Here is a 14,461-nt window from a genome sequence, read left to right as displayed (position 1 = left end):
CCGCTCACACCGGGTGGGACTGTCGCGGGGCCCTGAACTCGGCCGTCCTCGTACGCACGGCCTCAGTTCTCGTCGGCCAGGATGAGGTAGAGCTTCTTCTTGGCGTCGTTGATGACGGCGAGCGCCTTCTGGCGCTGGTCGGCGGAACCGGTCTTCCAGACCTGGCCGAACGCCTCCATGAGGCCGAACCCGGCCTGCCGGATCTCGTTCACGCTCTCCCAGTCGACACCTCGTCCGGCGTCCTCCCACGGCGCGTCGGGGCCGGAATCGGCCTCGGCGCTCCCGGCCTCGGTGAGCGTGAACAGCTTCTTGCCGCCCTCGCTCGCGCTGACGATCAGGCCCTCGTCCTCCAGCAGCTGGAGCGTCGGGTAGACCGAACCGGGGCTGGGCCGCCAGGCCCCACCGCTGCGCTCGCCGATCTCCTGGATCATTTCGTAACCGTGCATCGGGCGGTCCTTGAGCAGCGCCAGGATCGAGGCGCGTACGTCACCGCGCCGCGCCCGCCCCCGGCCGCCGCCCCGTCCTCCCCGGCCGCCGCCGAAGGGGCCCCCGCCGAACGGTCCTCCGCCGAAGGGGCCGCTGCCGAACTGCGGCCCGAAGGGGCCGAAGGCGGCGCGCCGGCCGTCGAAGTCTCCGCGACCCGGACGCCCGGGGCCGCCCTGTCCGCGACCGCCTCGGCCGCGCTCGTTGTCGAATCCGTGTGAACGCATGACGCGCTCCTTCCGTTGTTCGGATGACCAGTACGTTCGTACCGATGCTTCAACGATATATCGGAAACTATCGCTCGGCAAGGATGTGCGCGGATCGGCGTCCGCGGCCCGTCCGGAGCACCCGTGGCCCGTTCCGGCGGCGAAGGGCCCGGCGGTCGTCCCGGAAAGGGGAGGCGACAGGGGTGACCGGGGCGAATGCGCCTGACATGATGTGCCGATGCAGGCGTCTCAGGGGAGAAGCGCCGGTCTGGGACTCGCCCTGGCCTCGGCGTTCGCGTTCGGTGGCTCGGGGGTGGCGGCGAAGCCGCTCATCGAGGCGGGTCTCGATCCGCTGCACGTGGTGTGGCTCAGGGTGGCGGGCGCGGCGCTCGTGCTGTCCCCCGCAGCCTGGCGGCACCGGAACCTGCTGAGGGAGCGGCCCGCGCTGCTGGCCGGCTTCGGGCTGTTCGCCGTCGCGGGGGTCCAGGCCTGCTACTTCGCCGCCCTCTCCCGTATCCCGGTGGGCGTGGCCCTCCTCGTCGAGTACCTCGCGCCCGCCCTCGTGCTGGGCTGGGTCCGGTTCGTGCGGCGCCGGCCGGTCACCCGTGCCGCCGCCCTCGGGGTGCTGCTCGCGGCGGCCGGGCTCGCCTGTGTCGTCGAGGTCTGGTCCGGGCTGCGTTTCGACCCCCTCGGCCTGCTGCTCGCCCTCGGGGCGGCCTGCTGCCAGGTCGGCTACTTCGTCCTGTCGGACCCGGGTGCGCCCGTCGCCGGTCAGGAGGGCGGCGGAGAGCGTCGCGAGCCGCCGCATCCCGTGGGGGTCATCGCGTACGGGCTGCTGGTCGGTACGGTGCTGCTCACCCTGGCCGCCCGCCCCTGGGGCATGGACTGGTCGGTGCTCGGCTCCACCACCCGGATGAACGGCCACGGGGTTCCGGCCTGGCTCCTGCTGGCCTGGGTCGTGCTGCTGGCGACCGTGCTCGCCTACCTGACCGGAGTGGTCTCCGTGCGGCTGCTCTCCCCGCAGGTCGCCGGGGTCGTCGCGTGTCTGGAGGCGGTGGTGGCGACCGTGCTCGCGTGGGTGCTGCTCGGCGAGCACCTGTCCGGGCCTCAGCTGGTCGGCGGACTCGTCGTACTGGCCGGTGCCTACATCGCGCAGTCCTCGGCCCCGAAGGCCCCGTCGGGGCCGGTGGCCTCGGGGCCGGTCGACCCCGGTGCGCGGGGCGCGGCGGGAGAGGGTGTCGACCGCATGCGCACCGGCGGGGCGGCGTCCGCCTGACGGCCGTGGGGCCGTTCGCCGTCATTCGCCGTGTCCGTCGTGCGGCGCCTGTGGGGCCGTTCGTCGTCATGGGCCGTGCCTGTCGTACGGCGGCCGTGGGGCCGTTCGCCGTCACGGGGTGCGCTCTTCTTCCGTGGCTCGTTCCGATGCACCCGGGTGATCGTCAATTACGGATTGACGGTCGAAGGGCGTCAATCTACGCTTGACGCATGACGCCACTCAACATCAGCCTCGCCGACCTGATCGCCCGTCTCGACCAGGAACTCCCCGACGTCGACCCCCTGGCCCGTATCAGCGAGGCGCACCTCCGTGCGCAGACCCTCTCCGACCTCGGTGAGCAGCTCATCGACCACTACGTCGGCAAGGCCAAGCAGCGCGGCGCGTCGTGGACCGAGATCGGTGCCGCCATCGGGGTGACCAAGCAGGCCGCCCAGCAGCGCCACGCCCCCAACCCGTTCGAGCGGTACACCCATCTGAACCGGCACAGCATCGTGCTGGCTCAGGAGGCCGCCCGTACGTACAAGCACGAGTTCATCGGCACCGAACACATCCTGCTCGGGCTGCTCGGCGAGCCGCGGGGCCTGGCCCATGAGGTGCTGACGGCGAAAGCCGGGTCGGAGCAGCGCGTCCGCGAGGCGATCGACGCGGTGATCCCGCCGGTCGGGGAGAAGACGCAGCGTGGGCACATCGCCTTCCGGCCGGAGGGCAAGGAGGCCATCGAGCAGGCGATCCGCGCGTCGGCCGAGCTCGGCAACGACTGGGTCGGTACGGAACACACGTTGCTCGGCCTGATCCGCGTCGAGGGCAGCCCGGCGGCGCGCATCCTGCGCGACCTCGGCTTCACCCAGGACGAGCTGCGCGCGTCGGTGCGGAGCGGGATCGCCCGTCGGTCCGCCGAGCGCGAGGAGTAGGGCGAACGGGCGGCGCCGCCGGTGCTGTTGCCGCCCGTCGTGGGGGTGCGCGCCCGGAGCCGCGCCGGGGTTCGGCTCGGGGTGTTCGGCTCCGGACGTACGGCTCGGGGCGCACGGCTTCGCCCGGGCGGCTCCGCGTATGCGGCTCCGCGCGGACGTTCCCGCGCACGGCTCAGCGCGCCGCGAGGTACTCCGGGAGGGGGATCGACGGGTCGAGGTCGTCGGACGGGACCGGTTCGCCGTACGTCCGGGCGACCGGTACCACGCCCGCCCAGTACGGCAGTGCGAGGTCCTCGGGTGCGTCGTTGGGCCCGCCGGTGCGGAGCTTCGCGGAGACCTCCTCCAGGTCCAGCCGGATCACCGCAGTGGCGGCGAGCTCCTTGGCGTCGGCCGGCCGCGAGTCCTGGGACCGGCCCGCGACGACCTGGTCCACGATGGCGTCGAGCGCCGTCCGCCGCTCCTCCGGGTCGGTCACGGTGCGGGCGATGCCGTGTGCCACCACCGAGCGGTAGTTGATCGAGTGGTGGAAGGCGGAGCGCGCCAGGACCAGCCCGTCGACCTGGGTGACGGTCAGGCAGACCGGCAGACCGGGGTCCGCGGTGTTCGCCATCCGCAGCGGCCGTGAACCGGTCGAGCCATGGATGTACAGCCGCCGGCCGACCCGGGCGTACAGCGTCGGCAGCACCACCGGGGCGCCGTCGCGGACGAAGCCGAGGTGGCAGAGGTACGAGCTGTCGAGTATCGGGTGCACGACCTCGGGATCGTAGGAGGCCCGCTCCTTGGAGCGGGTGGGGATGGTGCGCCCGGTCGCCGCGTAGGGGACGCGGTCCTCGGCCCGGGCGGCCTCTGTGGCCTCCTCCGCGGCCTGGGGGTCGACGGGCGCGACGGTCTCCGACATTGCGTCCTCCATTGCACTAGTGCATAATGTTGTTTGTGCTAGGAGAGTACATGATCACAGGCGGGCGTGCGGCGGATATTGCCGCGAGCGTGGAGCGAGGGGTGGGCTCGGGTGAGCTCGCGCCCGGACAACTTCTGCCTCCCATGCGGGAGTTGGCGGCGCGACTGGAGGTCAATCCCAATACGGTCGCCGCCGCCTACCGCACCCTGCGCGAACGCGGGGTCATCGAGACGGACGGCCGCCGGGGCAGCCGGGTGCGCCCGCGCCCCGCCACCACCGCGCGCGGCTCGCTGCGCGTCGAGGCGCCCCCGGGGGTGCGGGACGTGAGCAAGGGGAACCCGGACCCCGCCCTGCTGCCCGAACTGGCCGACGCCCTCGGGGAGGCGGTCAGGACGCACGGTGAAAACCCGGGCTTGTACGGCGAGTTGCCGGTGCTGCCCGAGTTCGCTGCCCTCGCGCGCGCGGCCTTCGCCGCCGACGGCGTCCCCGAGGGTGAGATCGTCGTCACCTCCGGCTCGCTGGACGCGATCGAGCGGGTACTGGCGGCCCACCTCAAGACCGGGGATGCCGTCGGACTCGAAGACCCGGGCTGGGGGAGCCTGTTGGACCTGGTCCCCGCGATCGGACTGCGCGCCGTACCCATCGGGGTCGACGAGGACGGACCCGTACCCGCCGCCGTGGAACGGGCCCTGCGGGCGGGCGTCCGCGCCCTCGTCGTCACCGCTCGCGCGCAGAACCCGACCGGTGCCGCGATCGGCGAGCGGCGGGCACGGGAGCTGCGCGCGCTGCTCGCCGCGCACCCCGACGTCCTGCTCCTGGAGGACGACCACGGACACGCCTTCGTCGACGTGCCGCTCCACTCCCTGGCCGGAACGACCCGCCACTGGGCGGTCGTCCGGTCGGTGTCCAAGGCGTACGGGCCGGACCTGCGGGTCGCGGCGCTCACCGGCGACCCGATCACCGCGGACCGGGTGGCGGGGCGGCAGCGGCTCGGGCCCGGGTGGGTGAGCAGACTGCTTCAGCGTGCCGTGGTCCATCTCTGGAGCACGGGCGCCGTCGACACACCTGTGGTCGCCCGGTCGTACGGGGAACGTCGCTCGGCGCTCGTCGCGGCGCTCGCCGATCGGGGCGTGGTCGCGTACGGCCGCACCGGGATGAATGTCTGGGTGCCGGTCAGCGACGAAACCGGAGCCGTCACCCGGCTGCTGCACGCCGGATGGGCGGTCGCGCCCGGCGCGAGGTTCCGGACGAACTCCCCGCAGGGGGTGCGTATCACCGTGTCGCCGCTGACCCCGGCCGAGATCGGCCCGCTCGCCGACGCGGTCGCGGCGGCGGCCGGCCCCGCCCGGCCGATCAGCTACGGCTGAGCGGCCCGACGGGACCGGGCCGCGGTCCGGCGGCGGTCAGCCGAGGCCCGCCAGCTTGCGGAAGTCCCAGGAGACGACGGCCTTCGGGGTGATCCGCAGCCAGGCGTGCCGGCCGTCGTGCGGCATGGCGTCGATCCCGAAGTACTTCATCGGGAACAGGCTTTCCACGGAGGCGAGTTCCGGGCACGGCTCGCCCGTGCGCGGCGCCTCGCCCACCGGAACGGCCCTGCCCCGCAGCTCCACGCCGCGCAACTCCCCGTACGCGTCACCGTCGTCGACGACCACCGCCACCCGGGAATTGTGGAGCAGGTGCTCCCAACGCAGGCTGCGGGTCAGCGAGTGGAGCCAGATCGAGGTGCCGTCCCACACGAACCACAGTGCCCCGACGTGCGGTTGACCGTCCGCACCGACGGTGGCCACCCGGCAGGTGCGCTGCTCCCTCAGGTAGGCGTCGCGCTCCTCGTCGGTCATCATGATGCGGCGGCCTCGTCGTTGAGCGGCGGCCATGGGGCATCCTCACCTTCCCGTCGTCCCAGCGGGATCGTCCGATCCCAGGATCATCGGGTCCCCGGCGCCGCCGCGCAATGCCGGGGACCGGCCCTTCTCGGGAGACTCCTTCAGGATTTCTCGGGAGGCATTCTCGGCCGCTCCCGGGCTCTTCTCAGGCCAGCGTGATCGATCCGTCCGCGACCGTGATCCGCTTCGCGGGCAGGGCGACGGTCGCCGGACCGCCGGTCGGCTCGCCCGTCGCCGGATCGAAGGTGGACTGGTGGCAGGGGCAGGTGATCGCGCCGTCGGTCACCCCGCTCACGGCACAGCCCTGGTGGGTACAGGTGGCGGAGAAGGCCTTGAACTGCCCGGCGGTCGGCTGGGTCACCACGACACCCTGATCCGCGAACACCTTGCCGCCGCCCTCGGGGACATCACCGGTGCTGCCGAGAACCGTGCCGCTCTTCGCGCCGGAAGCGCCGGAGCCGCCGGAAGCGCCGGAGCCGTCCGTCTCGTCCGACGTGCCGGACGCTCCGCACGCGCTGAGAGCCGCCACCGCCCCGGCCGCGCCCACCGCGACCACCACGGCACGTCTCCCGGGCCGGAGCCCTCGCCCCTGCGGTCCGCGTTCCGGCGTTCCGGGTTCCTGGGGTGCGTGTTCCTGCGTCGTGCTCATGCCGGGGGATTCCCTTCGTCGTACTGCGGGCTGGACCACGGGAACGTACCGGCCAGGACCCGCGTTCCTGGGAGGCCGACACTCACAGGTTCGGCCCGGGTCCGGCCCGCCGGGCCCGAGCCCGCGCCGCGCTCCCCGCCCGTTCCCACGTACCCCGCACCGCTGCGCCGCGACGGTCCACGAGTCGCCCGGCCGCGAGGGCGGGGCGACGATGGGAACGGACCCCGGGGGCCTTCGTGGGACGGGAGAGACCGTGGTGCGCACCGATGTACTGATCGTGGGCGCGGGGCCGGTCGGGCTGACCGCCGCACTGGAGCTGCGCCGCCGAGGCGTCGCGTGCCGGGTGATCGACAGACTCCAGGCCCCGGTTCCGCACGCGAAGGCGGTGGGAATCCAGCCGAGGACCTTCGAGCTGTGGCACCGCGCGGGGGTGATCGACGACGCCCTCGACGCCGCCGTCCCGATGCGCGGCCAGCTCGCCTACGTCAACGGCGAGGAGCGGAGCCGTATCGACCTGGAACTGCCACCGGACGTGCCGTACACGTTCGCGTCGCTGCCGCAGTACCAGACCGAACGGATCCTCACCGAACACCTGGAACGGCACGGCACGCGAGTCGAGCGCGGCACCGAACTGGTCACCTTCGTCCAGGACGACGGCGGTGTGTGGAGCACCGTCCTGACGGCGTCCGGCGCGACCCGGGACATCAGGTCCCGCTACCTCGTCGGGTGCGACGGGGCCCACAGCGCGGTCCGCAAGGGGCTCGGGCTCACCTTCGAGGGCGGTGCGCTCGCCGAGGAGTACATGCTGGCGGACGTGGATACCGACTGGAGCATGCCCCCGGGGTACAGCGTCCGCTCGACCCACCTGGGCGACGACGGCATCCCCGACGACCTGCTCGTCTGCATCCCGCTGCCGGGCCGCTCGCGCTACCGGATGTCGATGCTGGTGCCGCCCGGACTCTCCACGGCGGCCGGCCCGCCGGGCCGCGTCGCCCACGGGGCGCAGGAGGGGCCGCGCCCCGGACTCGCCGACATCCAGGCCGTCGTGGACCGGCTCGCACCCGAACCGGCCACCGTCTCGGAGATGCGCTGGTCGTCCGTGTTCCGCATCAGCCACCGCATCGTCGACCGGTACGGCGAGGGCCGGGTGTTCGTCGCCGGTGACGCCGCGCACATCCACCCGCCGACCGGTGCCCAGGGCATGAACACCGGCATCCAGGACGCGGTCAACCTCGCCTGGAAGCTGGCCCTGGCGACGTCGGGGCTCAACGCCCCGGCGCTGTTGGAGAGTTACGACGCCGAGCGCAGACCGGTGGGGGAGGAGGTCGTCGGCCGCACCGTAGCGCACGCCACCGGCGGCGGCGTGCGGACCGGCTCCGACGATCCGGCCCACATCATGATGCGCGAGGCCCAACTCCTCGTCGGCTACCGGGACGGCCCGCTCACCGGAGCGCTCTTCGGGGTGAGCGGCGCCCCCGACTCCGGTGACCGTGCACCGGACTGCGGAGGGCTCGTCGGCCCCCTCGCGACGTACCCGGTGCGGCTGTTCGACCTGCTGCGGCGCGGTCCGGACCACACCCTGGTGCTGTACGGACCGGACGCCGCCGCGCTGGACCGGTTCGGCGGAGCGGTCGCCGAGGTCTCCCGGCGTACGCATCGCCGGGTGCCCATCGTCGCGGTACTCGGCTCCGGCGGGCGGGCGGACGGGAACACCAGGGTCCCCGTTTGGAGCGACGGCGGGGCGGAGTTCCGCCGCATCTACCGCCCCGATGGGCCCACCGGCTTCCTCGTCCGCCCGGACGGGTACCTCGCCCTGCGCCTCGGGCCGGACGCCGTACCGGAGTTGTCCGCCTACCTCTCCCGGGTGCTGCGGGTCTGAGGCCGGGAGGCCGCCGTCCGCCCGGCGTGGGTGGCCGGGTGCCGGGTGCCGGGTGCCGGGCGTGCGTGGCCGTGCGGCCTACCGGCGGAGCGCCCGCGCGCCCGCGTACCGTGCGCTGCCGCCCAACTCCTCCTCGATACGGATGAGTCGGTTGTACTTGGCGGTGCGGTCGGAGCGGGACAGCGACCCCGTCTTGATCTGCCCGCAGCCCGTCGCCACCGCCAGGTCCGCGATCGTGGTGTCCTCGGTCTCGCCCGACCGGTGCGAGATGACGACGGTGTAGCCCGCGCGGTGCGCGGTGTCGACCGCGGCCAGCGTCTCCGTCAGAGTGCCGATCTGATTGACCTTCACCAGAACCGAGTTGGCGATGCCGGAGGCGATGCCCTCGCGCAGCAGGATCTCGTTGGTGCAGAACACGTCGTCCCCGGTGAGTTGGCAGCGCGACCCGACGCGCGCGGTGAGGTCCCGCCAGCCCTCCGGATCGTCCTCGGCCATCGGGTCCTCGATCGAGACGATGGGGTAGGCGTCGATCAACTCGGCGAGGTAGTCGGCGTTTTCGGCCGGTGATCGCCGTACGCCCTCCCCGGCGTAGTCGTAGACGCCGCCGCGGAAGAACTCGGACGAGGCCGGGTCCATGGCCAGGGCGATGTCCGTACCCGGGCGGTACCCGGTGCGCTCGACGGCGGCCACCACGAAGTCCAGAGCCTCCTCGGCCGTACGCAGGGACGGCGCGAATCCGCCCTCGTCGCCCACGCCCGTGGAGTGCCCGGCGGCGAGCAGGTCGCGGCGCAGGGTGTGGAAGACCTCCGAGCCCATCCGGACGGCTTCGGCGAACGTGGCGGCGCCGACCGGGACGATCATGAACTCCTGGAAGTCCAGGGGATTGTCCGCGTGCGCGCCTCCGTTGACGATGTTCATCATCGGGACGGGCAGCAGTCGGGCGTCGGACCCGCCGAGGTACCGGTACAGCGGCAGACGGTGGGCGGTCGCCGCGGCCTTGGCGTTGGCCAGGGAGATGCCGAGGATGGCGTTCGCCCCGAGCCGGGCCTTGGTGGCGGTGCCGTCCGTGGCGACGAGGGCGGCGTCGAGGCCGGCCTGGTCCTCTGCGTCGCGGCCGATGACGGCGGCGGCTAGCTCCGTGTTGACGTGGTGCACCGCACGGTCGACGCCCTTGCCGTGCCAGCGGGCCGGGTCGCCGTCGCGGAGTTCGACGGCCTCGCGGGCCCCGGTGGAGGCGCCGGAGGGCACTGCGGCCCGGCCGAGTGAGCCGTCTGCCAGTTCCACGTCCACCTCGACGGTGGGGTTGCCCCTGCTGTCGAGTACCCGGCGGCCCGTGACGGAAGCGATGGCGGTCATGGGAGGAGTCCTTCCCGTTGGTCCACGCCGGGTCCTGCTGCGACGACGGTGGCGCTGAACCCGGCGAGCAGGACTCTACAGCAATGCTGTGCAGTTGCGCTGTGCAGTTGTGCTGATCAGTTCTGCTGGGCAGTCGCGCTGTGCAGTTCTGTTGGGCGGCTGTGCCGTGCGGTTCTGCCGTGCCGTCCCGCTGGGCAGTCGTGCTGGGCAGTCGTGCTGCGGGGTGCCGCCGTGCGGATCGGCCTTCACCGTCTGCGATAAAGTGCGGTATGCCCCTCCCGGAATCCGCCGCCGTCGCTGCCGAACTGCGCACAGCGATGGGGAAGCTCACCAGGCGCGTGAAGCTCGAAGACCAGATGCCGCTCGGTCAGGTGGCCGTGCTCGGCGAGCTGGACCGTAACGGCGCCATGACGACCAGCGAGCTCGCGACCGGTCAGCGGGTGCGTCCGCAGTCCATGGCGCGGGCCGTCGGACTGCTCATGGAGCAGGGGCTGATCACGCGCAGCGCTCACCCGACCGACGGCCGCAAGAGCCTGGTCGACCTGTCGGACGCGGGGCGTGCCCTCCTGGAGGAGGAGCGGGAGCGCAGGGCCGACTGGCTCGCGCGGGCCATCGAGGCGGAACTGAGCGAGGAAGAGCGGGAGTTGCTGGCGCGCGGGATCGGGCTGGTGGAGCGCCTCGCGGCGCACTGAGAGGTGATCGCGACTCCCTCGGCCGGTGAGCGTCCTCCTGAGTCCGCGGACCGTGCCGCAGACGGCAACCGGCCTCCTGGTGAACACGGTTGGCGTGGCGCGGGGCCCCGGTCCGCGCGTGGCAGGATCTCCCCCGGGCCGCAGTGGCTGCGGCCCGGGGGAGGGGAACAGCATGTCGATCGACGCCGACGAGTTCACGGCCCGGCTGAAGGCCGAGCGGAACGACCCGGCCCGCGAGGAGCGGTTGCGGCAGGACCGTCGTAAACGGCGCCGCACGATAGGGATTTGGGCAGGAGCGGGGGTTGTCCTGGCCGGTGGATTCACGTTCTGGCTGGTCGACGTCACCTCCGGTGAACGGCCCGCCGAGGAGCCGTTCGCGGCGGGGGCCCTCAACGAGGCACTGTGGCCCGATTCCTGGCCCGCCACCACTTCCTCGCCCTTCCGGGGCTCTCCCGCGTCCGGATGGGACAAGGCGGACGAGGACTGGGGCATGCCGCTTCCCCCGGTCCACCCCGTCGACGGGCTCGGCGAGGAACAGGTCACGTCCGGCCTCGGTGTCGTACGTGACTTCCTGAGGGAGACCAACGTCTCCGACGAGGTCCTGCTCGGAGAGGTCCCCGAGAAGGCCCTCGCGCTTCTCGCGCCCGACGACCCGGCCCGGACCGGACTCGAAACCGCGGTCGCCCACCCCACGGAGGGTCGCAGCCCGCTGGAGGCGTTCACCCGCTTCGACCCCGAGGAGGTCCTTGTCCTCGGGGGTGTCAGGGACCAGGGCTCGATGACCTACGAGGCCGCACCGGGCGGGGGCCTCCTGGTGCACGCCGACTACACCTTCGTCTACGCGGTCACAAAACCCGAGGACGGCTGGGAGGTTGTCCCCGGCCGGCCGGAGGCGGCCAGGGTGGTCGTACGGCGCCGGCTCACCGCGACGGTGCGGGAGGGGAAGCTTCTGCTGGGACCCGCCGGCCACGTGATCGCCAACACCGCCTGTCCTGGCCCGGATGACGGGTTCATCCACCCGCTCTTCTACAAGGAGCGGGCCAAGGTGAAGGGCGGGAAGGAGTTCGACCCGTACGCGGACGGCGCGACCTTCCCGGAGGCGTCCGCGGGCGTCTGCTTGAGGCCCACCCGGACCTGACTCTCATCCGGGCCTGACTCCCATCCGGGCCTGAGCCGCATCCGGGCCTGAGGTCCACCTGGACCCGGGGCCCGTGGAACGCGATGGCTCTGCACGCCGACGGCCCGTCCGGGAAACTTCCCGGACGGGCCGTCAAGTCGCGTTTCACATCGGCCGGTTCAGCGGCCGACCGCGTATCCCTGCATGCCGCGCGGGTTGGCGGCGGCGGACAGTACGCCCGTCTCGGGGTCGCGGGCGACCGCGCAGAGCCGGCCCTCCGACCAGGCGTTGCCGACCGTGACCTCGTGGCCCCGGCGGCGCAGTTCCTCCACGACCTCCGGGTCCATGCCCTCCTCGACGGTGACGCTGCCGGGGCGCATGCCGCGCGGGTAGAACGAGCCCGGGAAGCTGTCGTTGTGCCAGTTGGGGGCGTCGACCGCGCCCTGGAGGTCGAGTCCGCCGCGCACCCGGTCGCGCAGCACGGCCGCCAGGAAGAAGTGGACCTGCCACTGGTCCTGCTGGTCGCCGCCGGGGGTGCCGAAGGCCAGCACCGGGACGCCGTCGCGCAGGGCGAGGGACGGGGTGAGGGTGGTGCGGGGGCGGCGGCCGGGGGTGAGGGTGTTGGGCAGACCCTCGTCCAGCCAGGCCATCTGCAGCCGGGTTCCGAGCGGGAAGCCCAGCTCGGGTATGACGGGGTTGGACTGGAGCCAGCCGCCGCTCGGGGTCGCCGAGATCATGTTGCCCCACCGGTCGACGACGTCGACGTGGCAGGTGTCGCCACGGGTGGCGCCGTCCTTGGCGACGGTCGGCTCCCCGACGCCCGCGGCGGCGAGGCCCATGGCGTCGAAGCCGGGCTCACCGGCGGCGACCGCGTGGGCGTGGGCGCTGAGGACCGGGGTGCCGCCGTCGGGGCTGCCCGGACGCAGCTCCCGCGAGGCGCGGTCGGTGATCAGGGCGCGGCGCTCGGCGTTGTACTCGGGGGAGAGCAGGGTCTGGAGGGGCACCTCGGCGGCGTCCCCGTACCAGGCCTCACGGTCGGCCATGGCGAGCTTGCAGCCCTCGATGAGCAGGTGCACGTACTCGGCGGAGCCGTACGCGGGCAGCTCCTCGGGGAGCAGGGCGAGCTGCTGGAGGAAGGCGGGGCCCTGGCTCCAGCCGGCGGCCTTGGCGAGGGTCCAGCCGTTCCATTCGTACGTGGCGGGGGCCTCGTACGTGGCGGACCAGCCGGCCAGGTCGGCGGCGGTCAGCGTGCCGGTGTGCCGGGTACCGGTGGTGTCCATGGTGGGCCGGGCGGCCTGCCGGACCATCGCCTCCGCGATGAAGCCCTCGCGCCAGATGGTCCGGGCGGCCTCGATCTGCGCGACGCGGTCCTCGCCGCCGGCCTTCTCGGCCTCGTCGACGAGCCGCCGCCAGGTGGCGGCGAGCGCCGGGTTGCGGAACAGCTTGCCGGGCTGCGGGGAGGCGCCGTCGGCGAGGTAGACCTCGGCGGAGGACTTCCACTCGTTCTCGAAGAGCTCCCGGACCGTCTCGACGGTCTGGCCGACGCGCTCGACGGGGGCGTGCCCGTCCTCGGCGTACCCGATCGCGTACCGCAGCACCTCGGCGAGCGTCCGGGTGCCGTGGTCGCGCAGCAGCACCATCCAGGCGTCGAACGCGCCGGGGACGGCGGCGGCCAGCGGGCCGGTGCCGGGCACCAGCTCCAGGCCGAGGGAACGGTAGTGGGCGGCGCTCGCCCCGGCGGGGGCGGGCCCCTGGCCGCACAGCACCCGCACGTCGCCGTCCTTCGGCGCCAGGATGATCGGCACCTCGCCCGCGGGACCGTTGAGGTGGGGTTCGACCACGTGCAGGACGAAGCCCGCGGCGACGGCGCCGTCGAAAGCGTTGCCGCCGCTCTCCAGGACCGCCATCGCGGACTGCGAGGCGAGCCAGTGGGTGGAGGACACCATGCCGAAGGTGCCCTGGAGGGTCGGGCGGGTGGTGAACATGGATGCGGCTCCTTGCTGCTGCGTGCGGGTGCGCGTGCGGATGCGATGCGGTGTTCGAGTGGTGGTGCGCGGAGAATACGGGGTGGCTACGGGGTCTCCGTGGCCGCCCCCGCGGTCGTGTCCGGGGTTGTGCCGGGGGCGGGTACGTCCGCGGACGCGTCCGGGGACGTACCGTCGTCCGCGACCAGGTGGCACGAGACCTGCCGGCCGCCGGGAAGCTCGCGCAGCACGGGTGCCTCGGTGCGGCACCGGTCGGTGGCCAGCGGGCACCGGGTGTGGAAGTGGCAGCCGGATGGCGGGTCGAGCGGGCTGGGGAGCTCGCCGTTCAGCACGATCCGCTTGCGCGAACGCTGGTCGACCGGGTCCGGTACCGGCGCCGCGGAGAGCAGCGCCTGGGTGTACGGGTGCTTCGGCGAGGCGAACAGCTCGGCCGTCGGTGCCTGTTCGACGATCTTCCCCAGGTACATGACGGCGATGCGGTCCGCCAGGAACTCCACCGCCGCCAGGTCGTGGGTGATGAAGAGGCAGCCGAAGCCGCGGTCGCGCTGGAGGTCGGCCAGCAGGTTGAGCACCGAGGCCTGCACGGACACGTCGAGCGCCGAGGTCGGCTCGTCCGCCACCACCAGATCGGGGTCGCAGGAGAGCGCGCGGGCGATGGAGATGCGCTGGCGCTGACCGCCGGAGAGTTCGTGCGGGTGCCGGTCGGCGTGTTCCGGGCGGAGCCCCACCTGGGCGAGGAGCTGTTCGACCCGGGTCCGTACCGCCTCGCCGCGCGCGATCCCGTGCAACCGGAGCGGCTCACCGATGATCTGACCGATCGTCATGCGCGGGTCCAGCGAGGACGACGGGTCCTGGAACACCAGGTGGAAGTCCTTGCGCAGGGGGCGCAGGGCGCGGCGCGACATGTGCGTCACGTCGGTGCCGTTGATCTCGACCGTGCCGCCGGTCGGCTCGTCGAGGCGCACCGCGCAGCGACCGACGGTCGACTTGCCACTGCCTGACTCGCCGACGAGGCCGACGACCTCACCGTGCCCGATGGTGATCGAGACACCGTCCACGGCCCGGACGGTGCCACCGCCGGGCGCGCCGAAGTGCCTTTGCAGAGAGGTGATTTCAAGCACCGGGT

The 14,461-nt window shown here is 73.0% G+C and carries 13 protein-coding genes; 6 read left to right on the top strand and 7 right to left on the bottom strand.

From position 1 onward, the window contains the following. Positions 1 to 62: 62 nt before the first annotated feature. Complete coding sequence (locus ACFWEE_RS17525; protein WP_386890029.1) at positions 63 to 710, bottom strand: PadR family transcriptional regulator; 648 nt, start codon at positions 708 to 710, stop codon at positions 63 to 65. Between the two features lie 217 nt (positions 711 to 927). Between ACFWEE_RS17525 and ACFWEE_RS17520 the strand changes: the two genes are divergently transcribed. Next, positions 928 to 1,965, top strand: coding sequence for a DMT family transporter (locus ACFWEE_RS17520; RefSeq protein ID WP_386890028.1), 1,038 nt, complete (start codon positions 928 to 930; stop codon positions 1,963 to 1,965). Between the two features lie 209 nt (positions 1,966 to 2,174). Then, entirely contained in the window at positions 2,175 to 2,876 is a 702-nt protein-coding gene (locus ACFWEE_RS17515; RefSeq protein ID WP_386890026.1) for a Clp protease N-terminal domain-containing protein, read from the top strand. Between the two features lie 172 nt (positions 2,877 to 3,048). Here the strand turns inward: ACFWEE_RS17515 and ACFWEE_RS17510 are convergent, their stop codons facing one another. Next, entirely contained in the window at positions 3,049 to 3,774 is a 726-nt protein-coding gene (locus tag ACFWEE_RS17510; protein WP_386890024.1) for a pyridoxamine 5'-phosphate oxidase family protein, read from the bottom strand. 35 nt (positions 3,775 to 3,809) lie between these two features. On the opposite strand from ACFWEE_RS17510, the gene ACFWEE_RS17505 reads away from it, so the two are divergent. Then, positions 3,810 to 5,141 carry an aminotransferase class I/II-fold pyridoxal phosphate-dependent enzyme gene (locus ACFWEE_RS17505; RefSeq protein ID WP_386890022.1) on the top strand — a complete coding sequence of 444 codons (1,332 nt, stop codon included), beginning with the start codon at positions 3,810 to 3,812 and terminating at the stop codon, positions 5,139 to 5,141. A gap of 36 nt (positions 5,142 to 5,177) precedes the next feature. On the opposite strand, the gene ACFWEE_RS17500 is transcribed toward ACFWEE_RS17505, so the two are convergent. Beyond that, positions 5,178 to 5,648 carry a pyridoxamine 5'-phosphate oxidase family protein gene (locus ACFWEE_RS17500; RefSeq protein WP_386890020.1) on the bottom strand — a complete coding sequence of 157 codons (471 nt, stop codon included), beginning with the start codon at positions 5,646 to 5,648 and terminating at the stop codon, positions 5,178 to 5,180. Positions 5,649 to 5,802: 154 nt separating this feature from the next. Beyond that, entirely contained in the window at positions 5,803 to 6,306 is a 504-nt protein-coding gene (locus ACFWEE_RS17495; RefSeq protein ID WP_386890018.1) for a Rieske (2Fe-2S) protein, read from the bottom strand. A 211-nt stretch (positions 6,307 to 6,517) separates the two neighbouring features. Here ACFWEE_RS17495 and ACFWEE_RS17490 point away from each other — a divergent pair, with 211 nt between their 5' ends. Further along, a complete protein-coding gene (locus ACFWEE_RS17490; protein ID WP_386890016.1) occupies positions 6,518 to 8,185 on the top strand; it encodes an FAD-dependent monooxygenase in 1,668 nt (555 codons plus the stop codon). A 78-nt stretch (positions 8,186 to 8,263) separates the two neighbouring features. On the opposite strand, the gene eno is transcribed toward ACFWEE_RS17490, so the two are convergent. After that, positions 8,264 to 9,541, bottom strand: coding sequence for a phosphopyruvate hydratase (gene eno, locus ACFWEE_RS17485; protein WP_386890015.1), 1,278 nt, complete (start codon positions 9,539 to 9,541; stop codon positions 8,264 to 8,266). A gap of 269 nt (positions 9,542 to 9,810) precedes the next feature. Here eno and ACFWEE_RS17480 point away from each other — a divergent pair, with 269 nt between their 5' ends. Both ACFWEE_RS17480 and ACFWEE_RS17475 read left to right on the top strand, forming a co-directional pair. Next, the gene (locus tag ACFWEE_RS17480) at positions 9,811 to 10,233 is read left to right on the top strand and encodes a MarR family winged helix-turn-helix transcriptional regulator (protein ID WP_386890014.1); all 423 of its coding nucleotides are present in this window, start codon (positions 9,811 to 9,813) and stop codon (positions 10,231 to 10,233) included. A 172-nt stretch (positions 10,234 to 10,405) separates the two neighbouring features. After that, positions 10,406 to 11,371, top strand: coding sequence for a hypothetical protein (locus ACFWEE_RS17475; RefSeq protein WP_386890012.1), 966 nt, complete (start codon positions 10,406 to 10,408; stop codon positions 11,369 to 11,371). A gap of 158 nt (positions 11,372 to 11,529) precedes the next feature. Here the strand turns inward: ACFWEE_RS17475 and ACFWEE_RS17470 are convergent, their stop codons facing one another. Both ACFWEE_RS17470 and ACFWEE_RS17465 read right to left on the bottom strand, forming a co-directional pair. Beyond that, the gene (locus tag ACFWEE_RS17470; protein WP_386890010.1) at positions 11,530 to 13,335 is read right to left on the bottom strand and encodes a gamma-glutamyltransferase family protein; all 1,806 of its coding nucleotides are present in this window, start codon (positions 13,333 to 13,335) and stop codon (positions 11,530 to 11,532) included. A gap of 86 nt (positions 13,336 to 13,421) precedes the next feature. After that, positions 13,422 to 14,456 carry an ABC transporter ATP-binding protein gene (locus tag ACFWEE_RS17465; RefSeq protein WP_386890060.1) on the bottom strand — a complete coding sequence of 345 codons (1,035 nt, stop codon included), beginning with the start codon at positions 14,454 to 14,456 and terminating at the stop codon, positions 13,422 to 13,424. Positions 14,457 to 14,461: the final 5 nt, after the last annotated feature.

It is taken from the genome of Streptomyces sp. NPDC060184 (assembly GCF_042728795.1).
Classification (GTDB): Bacteria; Actinomycetota; Actinomycetes; order Streptomycetales; family Streptomycetaceae; genus Streptomyces.
The sequence above is the reverse complement of the archived record's forward strand: the minus strand, read 5'-3'. Positions and strand labels throughout refer to the sequence as shown.

What these genes read in the sequence shown, in the direction of transcription:
- ACFWEE_RS17520 (WP_386890028.1), top strand. Translation starts at nt 928, where the DNA reads ATGCAGGCGTCTCAGGGGAGAAGCGCCGGTCTGGGACTCGCCCTGGCC.
- ACFWEE_RS17525 (WP_386890029.1), bottom strand. Translation starts at nt 710, where the DNA reads ATGCGTTCACACGGATTCGACAACGAGCGCGGCCGAGGCGGTCGCGGA.
- ACFWEE_RS17500 (WP_386890020.1), bottom strand. Translation starts at nt 5,648, where the DNA reads ATGGCCGCCGCTCAACGACGAGGCCGCCGCATCATGATGACCGACGAG.
- ACFWEE_RS17515 (WP_386890026.1), top strand. Translation starts at nt 2,175, where the DNA reads ATGACGCCACTCAACATCAGCCTCGCCGACCTGATCGCCCGTCTCGAC.
- ACFWEE_RS17470 (WP_386890010.1), bottom strand. Translation starts at nt 13,335, where the DNA reads ATGTTCACCACCCGCCCGACCCTCCAGGGCACCTTCGGCATGGTGTCC.
- ACFWEE_RS17475 (WP_386890012.1), top strand. Translation starts at nt 10,406, where the DNA reads ATGTCGATCGACGCCGACGAGTTCACGGCCCGGCTGAAGGCCGAGCGG.
- ACFWEE_RS17480 (WP_386890014.1), top strand. Translation starts at nt 9,811, where the DNA reads ATGCCCCTCCCGGAATCCGCCGCCGTCGCTGCCGAACTGCGCACAGCG.
- ACFWEE_RS17495 (WP_386890018.1), bottom strand. Translation starts at nt 6,306, where the DNA reads ATGAGCACGACGCAGGAACACGCACCCCAGGAACCCGGAACGCCGGAA.
- eno (WP_386890015.1), bottom strand. Translation starts at nt 9,541, where the DNA reads ATGACCGCCATCGCTTCCGTCACGGGCCGCCGGGTACTCGACAGCAGG.
- ACFWEE_RS17510 (WP_386890024.1), bottom strand. Translation starts at nt 3,774, where the DNA reads ATGTCGGAGACCGTCGCGCCCGTCGACCCCCAGGCCGCGGAGGAGGCC.
- ACFWEE_RS17490 (WP_386890016.1), top strand. Translation starts at nt 6,518, where the DNA reads ATGGGAACGGACCCCGGGGGCCTTCGTGGGACGGGAGAGACCGTGGTG.